Source organism: Polymorphobacter sp., assembly GCF_051860865.1.
GTDB lineage: Bacteria > Pseudomonadota > Alphaproteobacteria > Sphingomonadales > Sphingomonadaceae > Sandarakinorhabdus.
On sequence record NZ_JBIMKZ010000110.1, the window covers coordinates 1 to 6,021 of the forward strand.

General features: G+C 67.1%; 5 protein-coding genes and 1 pseudogene. 3 read left to right on the forward strand and 3 right to left on the reverse strand.

Annotated features, from left to right (window positions below; genetic code table 11):
- The 3 genes and pseudogenes from ACTIFJ_RS14520 to carA all read right to left on the reverse strand — a co-directional run.
- Positions 1-528, reverse strand: a pseudogene (locus ACTIFJ_RS14520) (carbamoyl-phosphate synthase large subunit); the annotation flags it as partial.
- Positions 528-893 carry a ribonuclease E inhibitor RraB gene (locus tag ACTIFJ_RS14525; protein WP_439534826.1) on the reverse strand — a complete coding sequence of 122 codons (366 nt, stop codon included), beginning with the start codon at positions 891-893 and terminating at the stop codon, positions 528-530. The gene ACTIFJ_RS14525 and the pseudogene ACTIFJ_RS14520, both read right to left, overlap by 1 nt.
- Positions 890-2,062, reverse strand: a complete 1,173-nt coding sequence (carA, locus tag ACTIFJ_RS14530) for a glutamine-hydrolyzing carbamoyl-phosphate synthase small subunit (protein WP_439534827.1) — start codon at positions 2,060-2,062, stop codon at positions 890-892. Before carA ends, ACTIFJ_RS14525 begins: the two co-directional genes overlap by 4 nt.
- 125 nt (positions 2,063-2,187) lie before the next feature.
- On the opposite strand from carA, the gene ACTIFJ_RS14535 reads away from it, so the two are divergent.
- The 3 genes from ACTIFJ_RS14535 to ACTIFJ_RS14545 form a co-directional block, all read left to right on the forward strand.
- A complete protein-coding gene (locus ACTIFJ_RS14535; protein WP_439534828.1) occupies positions 2,188-2,643 on the forward strand; it encodes a GatB/YqeY domain-containing protein in 456 nt (151 codons plus the stop codon).
- Positions 2,640-4,490: a DNA primase gene (gene dnaG / locus ACTIFJ_RS14540; RefSeq protein WP_439534829.1), complete on the forward strand. Its 1,851-nt coding sequence runs from the start codon at positions 2,640-2,642 to the stop codon at positions 4,488-4,490. The genes ACTIFJ_RS14535 and dnaG overlap by 4 nt, the downstream gene beginning before the upstream one ends.
- An 86-nt stretch (positions 4,491-4,576) precedes the next feature.
- A partial coding sequence (locus tag ACTIFJ_RS14545; protein WP_439534830.1) for an RNA polymerase sigma factor region1.1 domain-containing protein occupies positions 4,577-6,021 on the forward strand: 1,445 nt, incomplete at its 3' end.

Here is a 6,021-nt window from a genome sequence, read left to right on the forward strand (position 1 = left end):
GCCGCCCATGGTGAAGCTGGGGCGGATGATCGACGGCAGGCCGACGAATTCGAGTGCGTCGAGCGCTTCGGCAACGCTGTGGGCGATGCGGCTTTTCGGCGATTCGAGGCCGATGCGGTCCATCGCATCTCGGAATTTGAGGCGGTCCTCGGCCTTGTCGATGGCTTCGGCATCGGCGCCGATCAGCTCCACGCCATATTTCTCGAGCGTGCCGTCATGGTGCAGCGCCAGCGCGGTGTTGAGCGCGGTCTGGCCGCCCATGGTCGGCAATATGGCGTCCGGGCGCTCCTTTTCAATGATCTTGGCGACGATCTCCGGGGTGATCGGCTCGACATAGGTGGCGTCGGCCAGCTCGGGATCGGTCATGATCGTCGCCGGATTGGAATTGACGAGAATGATCCGATAGCCCTCGGCGCGGAGCGCCTTCAGAGCCTGCGTGCCCGAATAATCGAATTCGCAGGCCTGGCCGATGATGATCGGGCCGGCGCCGATGATGAGGATCGACTGGAGGTCGGTGCGCTTGGGCATTATTCGTCTGATCCGGTTTCTGGCGCGCAGCCCCAGCCGTCGAATTCGACGCCGTGGCTGATCTCGATCTGGAGGGCGCGGGTGATGAGGGCGGTGCGGGCGTCACGGGTCACCGGGCCATCGACCTGGAGGTCGGCGGCAATATCGCCGTCCTCGAACTCGCCGAAGTCGATGAAGCGGAAGCCCAGCACCGGGGCATCGCGGGCGAGGCGCTCGATTGCCTCGCGGTCGCCCTTGAAGTGGATGTCGATGGTGCGCGGCAGCGTCTCGATGTCGCCATTGGCGGCAAGCTCGACGATCACGCTCTCGTCTGCGGCCATTTCCTCGGCGAGGCGGGCGGGGTCGATCTCGGGCAGGCCGGTCATGCGGCGCGGCCCAGACCGGCGACGAACTTCTCGAACAGATAATGGCTGTCCTGCGGCCCGGGGCTGGCTTCGGGATGGTACTGGACGCTGAAAGCGGGCTTGTCGGTCAGCTCCAGGCCGGCGAGGCTGCCGTCGAACAGCGAGATATGGGTGGCGCGGGCGGTTGGCGGCAGCGTGTCGGTATCGACAGTGAAGCCATGGTTCATCGAGGTGATCTCGACGCGGCCATCGTCGAGCCGCTTGACCGGGTGGTTGGCGCCGCGATGGCCCTGGTGCATCTTGATGGTGCGGGCACCCACCGACAGCGCCAGCAGCTGATGGCCGAGGCAGATGCCGAACATCGGCGTGCCGGCGCCGAGCAGCTTCTGGATAACGGGGACGGCGTGACTGCCGGTGGCGGCGGGATCGCCGGGGCCGTTCGACAGGAAGATACCGTCCGGCTTCAGCGCCATGATGTCCTCATAGGTCGCCAGCGCCGGCACCACGGTGACGCGGGCACCGGCGGCGACGAGATTGCGGAGGATGTTGCGCTTCATCCCATAGTCGATGGCGACAACATGCGGACCGTTGGTGTTGCTGTGGTTGAGCGCATAGCCGCCGGCGAGCGTCCACAGCCCCTCGTCCCAGCCGTAATTCTGGGTGGCGCTGATGACGCTGGCGAGGTCCATGCCTTCCAGGCCCGGCCAGCCGGCGGCCTGGGCCTGGAGGCGGCGCAGATCGAAGTTGCCGACGCGGTTGTGGGCGATGACGCCGTTCGGAGCGCCGCTGCCCCGGATGCGCTTGGTGAGCGCGCGGGTATCGACGCCGGAAATGCCGATCCGGCCCCAAGCACGCATCCAGTCATCGAAGTTGCGGGTCGAGCGGAACGAGGCGGCCGGGGTGATGGGCTCGCGGACGACGCAGCCCAGCGCATGGGGATTGGGCGATTCGATGTCGTCCTGGTTGGCGCCGACGTTGCCGATATGGGGGAAGGTGAAGGTGATGATCTGGCCGGCGTAGCTGGGATCGGAGATCACCTCCTGATAGCCGGTCATTGCGGTGTTGAAACAGACCTCGCCGACCGCCACGCCCTCTGCGCCGAACCCCTGCCCCCAGATCACCGATCCATCGGCGAGCACCAGAACTGCGGTCGCGCCTCTGGGTTGGGCGGGCGCGGGCGCTGCTGCCATGGTGCTTCCTTGTGCGTTGGGGTGGACAAACGGTGGGCGAGTTAGGGACCGAAGCCCTGCGCGTCAATCTATTCTTTGTAGGCGCGTAAGGCTAGGGTGCATCACCCTGCAAGGTTAGGAAAGTTATGCTCAGAGACGACATCAAGGCCGCGACCATCGCGGCCATGAAGGCCAAGGATGCGCCCCGTACCGCGGCGTTGCGGCTCATCCAGGCCTCGGTGAAGAACCGCGACATCGAGCTGCGCACCGGCACCGCGCAGGGCGACGATGACGTGGTGGTGATCGACGTGCTGATGAAGATGGCCAAGCAGCGACGTGAGTCGATCGAGATGTATGAAAAGGGCAACCGGCCCGAGCTGGCGGCGGCGGAAGCGGCCGAGCTCGCGGTGATCGAGGCGTTCATGCCCAAGCAGATGGATGCCGGGGCGGCGCAGGCGGCGATCGTCGCGCTGGTCACCGAGCTGGGCGCCACCAGTGTCAAGGACATGGGGCGGGTGATGGCCGAGGTGAAGGCGCGCTATGCCGGGCAGCTCGACATGGGCAAGGCCGGCGGGATGGTGAAAGCCGCGTTGGGGGCGTGAGCCTCTCTCCGGCCTTTCTCGATGAGCTGCGGGCGCGGGTGGCGCTGTCGCCGGTGGTGGCGCGCCGGGTCAAGCTCGTCCGCGCCGGGCGGGAGTGGAAGGGATGCTGCCCGTTCCACAACGAGAAGACGCCGAGCTTTTATGTCAACGATGACAAGGGGTTCTACCATTGCTTCGGTTGCGGGGCGCATGGCGATGTCATCCGCTTCCTGACCGAGCAGGAGGGGCTGCCGTTCATGGAAGCGGTGAAGCAGCTGGCGGCGCAGGCCGGGATGGAGGTGCCCGCCGCCTCCCCCCAGGCCCAGCAGCGCAGCAGCGAGGCCGAGGAACTGATGGCGCTGGCCGGGCGCGCGGCGGACTGGTTCGGCCAGCAGCTGGCGGCGCCGGCGGGGGCCGAGGCGCGGGCCTATCTGGCGCGGCGCGGCGTTTCGGCGGGCATGGTCTCGGCGTTCGGGCTGGGCTTTGCGCCCGGCCAGGGGCTGAAGGCGGCGCTGTCCGGCGCCGAAGAGGCCCGGATGCTGGCGGCCGGGCTGCTCGGCAAGGGTGATGACGGGCGGATCTTCGAGCGGTTCCGGGGCCGGCTGATGTTCCCGATCCGCGATCGGCGCGGCCGGGTGGTCGGCTTCGGCGGCCGGGCGCTGGGCGATGTGCTGCCGAAATATCTGAACTCTGCCGATGGTCCGCTCTTCGACAAGGGGCGGCTGCTCTACAATCTCGACCGCGCCGGGCCGGCCGCGCGCAAGGCGGGGCGTCTGGTGGTGGTGGAGGGCTATATGGACGTCATCGGCGTCGCCGGCGCCGGAATCGACGAGCTGGTGGCGCCGCTGGGCACGGCGATGACCGAAGCGCAGCTCGAGCTGGCCTGGCGGCTGGTCGATGCGCCGATCCTCTGCTTCGACGGCGATGCCGCCGGCAGCCGGGCCGCGCTGCGGGCCTGCCTGCGGGCATTACCGCTGCTGGCGCCGGGCAAGAGCCTGCAGATCGCCACCCTGCCGCCCGGCGAGGACCCGGACGACCTGGTCCGCCGCGGCGGGGCGGCCGCGTTCGAGGCGGTGCTGGCGGCGGCGGCGCCGTTGGCCGAGCATGTCTGGCGCGCCGAGACCGGTGGCGAGGCCGGCACCAGCCCCGAGGCCCGCGCGGCGATCCGGGCGCGGTTGCGCGAGCATTGCGAGACGATCGCCCATCCCGATGTACGGGCCCTCTATCGTGCGGATTTCGACCAGCGGTTCGACGCCGCCTATCTGGCTCGGCGGGTGGCGCCGAAGGCCGCGCCCTGGACGGCGCCGTTCCGCGGTCCGGGCGGGCGGCCACTGGCAATGATGCCGGTGTCCGACGCGCTGAAGGCCCAGGCGGCGGCGGGCGGCGACACGCCCGAACAGCTCGCGCTGGTGGCGGGGCTGGTCTCCAACCCCTGGCTGGCGGACCGGCATGGCGAAGCGGTGGCCGGGCTGATGCTCGGCGACGGGCGGGCGGCCCGGTTGCGCGATGCCGTGCTGGCTGCTGCAGCGCTGACACCGGGCCTTGAAGCGGCTGCGCTGCGCCCCCACCTTGAGGCGGAGGGATTGGCCGGTGCTGCAGACAGCCTGTGTCGTGCCAATCGCTTGCGGATGCGTTTTTGTGTGGCCGCCGGGCCGGAAAGCCGGGAGGTGCTGGAAGCGGAATTTGCCAGCCTGTTGCGGTGCGTGGTCGAGCGGCCACAGATCGAGACGGCGCTGGCGCGTGCGACGCGGGACTTTGTCGGCAGCGGTAGCGAGGCCGATTTTCTGCGGCAGCAGCGACTGCGGCAGGAGCGCGACGCGCTGCACGCAACGCTTATGCGGCTGGCGGAATCGGACCGCGCCGACTAGAGCGTTACGATTCGCGCATGACGGCCTCGGCAGTGATGCGTTCTTCGGATTGCGTCGGGCAAGACATCAGGCATGGGATGGCACGAATGGCAAAAGCGACTGCAACGACGAACGAAGCTGACGCCAAGGTGGACAGCGCCGATGCGCCGTTGCTCGATCTCAACGATGCCTCGATCAAGAAGATGGTCACCCGCGCCAAGAAGCGCGGCTATATTACCTATGACGAGCTGAACGAGGCGCTGCCGCAGGACCAGATGTCCAGCGAGCAGATCGAGGATGTGATGGCCCAGCTCTCCGAGATGGGGATCAACATCATCGAGAATGACGAGGCCGCCGAGGACGGTGAGACCGCCGCCGCCCAGGAAGACGAGCCGGAGCCCGCCGATGGCGAGCTGGGCCCCTCCCCCGTCGCGACCGTTACCAAGGCTCCTCTCGACCGGACCGATGACCCGGTGCGGATGTATCTGCGCGAGATGGGCGCCGTCGAGCTGCTGAGCCGCGAGGGCGAGATCGCCATCGCCAAGCGGATCGAGGCCGGCCGCAACACGATGATCGCCGGGCTCTGCGAGAGCCCGATGACCTTCACCGCGATGATCGAATGGTCGAACGCGCTGAATGAAGGCCGGATGCAGCTGCGCGAGATCCTCGATCTCGAAGCGATGCTGGCCAAGGACCCGGTCGAGGGTGAAGCCGAGGGCAAGGAGGGCGAGGACGGCAGCGACCTGCCCACCGTCCAGTTCAAGGAGGACGAGGAGCCCGAGGCCGAGGTCGCTGCGCCCGACGAGGAAGACGGCATGACCGAGCGGCGTACGCCGCGCCCTGCCGATGATGATGACGAGGACCAGACGCTGTCGCTGGCCGCGATGGAAGAGGTGCTGAAGCCTGCCGCTCTTGAGAAATTTGCTGAAATTACATCAACCTACAAGAAATTCTTCAAGCTTCAGGAGAGCCGCCTTTCGGCCCTGGCCCTGAACCAGGATTTTCCGACGGCCGATGAGCGCAAATATCACAAGCTGCGCGAGGAGCTGACGCGCGGCGTCCAGTCGATCCATTTCAACAATGGCAAGATCGAGTTGCTCGTTGACCAGCTCTACACCGAGAACCGGCGGCTGCTGACGCTCGGGTCCAGCATGATGAAGCTGGCCGACAAGCACAAGCTGAACCGCAAGCAGTTCATCGATGAATATGGCGGCAACGAGCTCGACGAGAGCTGGCTCGACCGCGTGGGCCGGATCGACAAGCGCTGGGCGGCGTTTGCCGCGACCGAGGCGCGCCATGTCGAGGATATCCGCCGCGAAATCGCGCAGATCGCCGAATCGACGGGTGTCGAGCTGGGCGAGTTCCGCCGCATCACCAACATGGTCCAGAAGGGCGAGCGCGAGGCGCGGATCGCCAAGAAGGAAATGGTCGAGGCCAATCTGCGGCTGGTGATCTCGATCGCCAAGAAATATACCAACCGCGGCCTGCAATTCCTTGATCTTATTCAGGAAGGCAATATCGGCCTGATGAAGGCGGTCGACAAGTTCGAGTA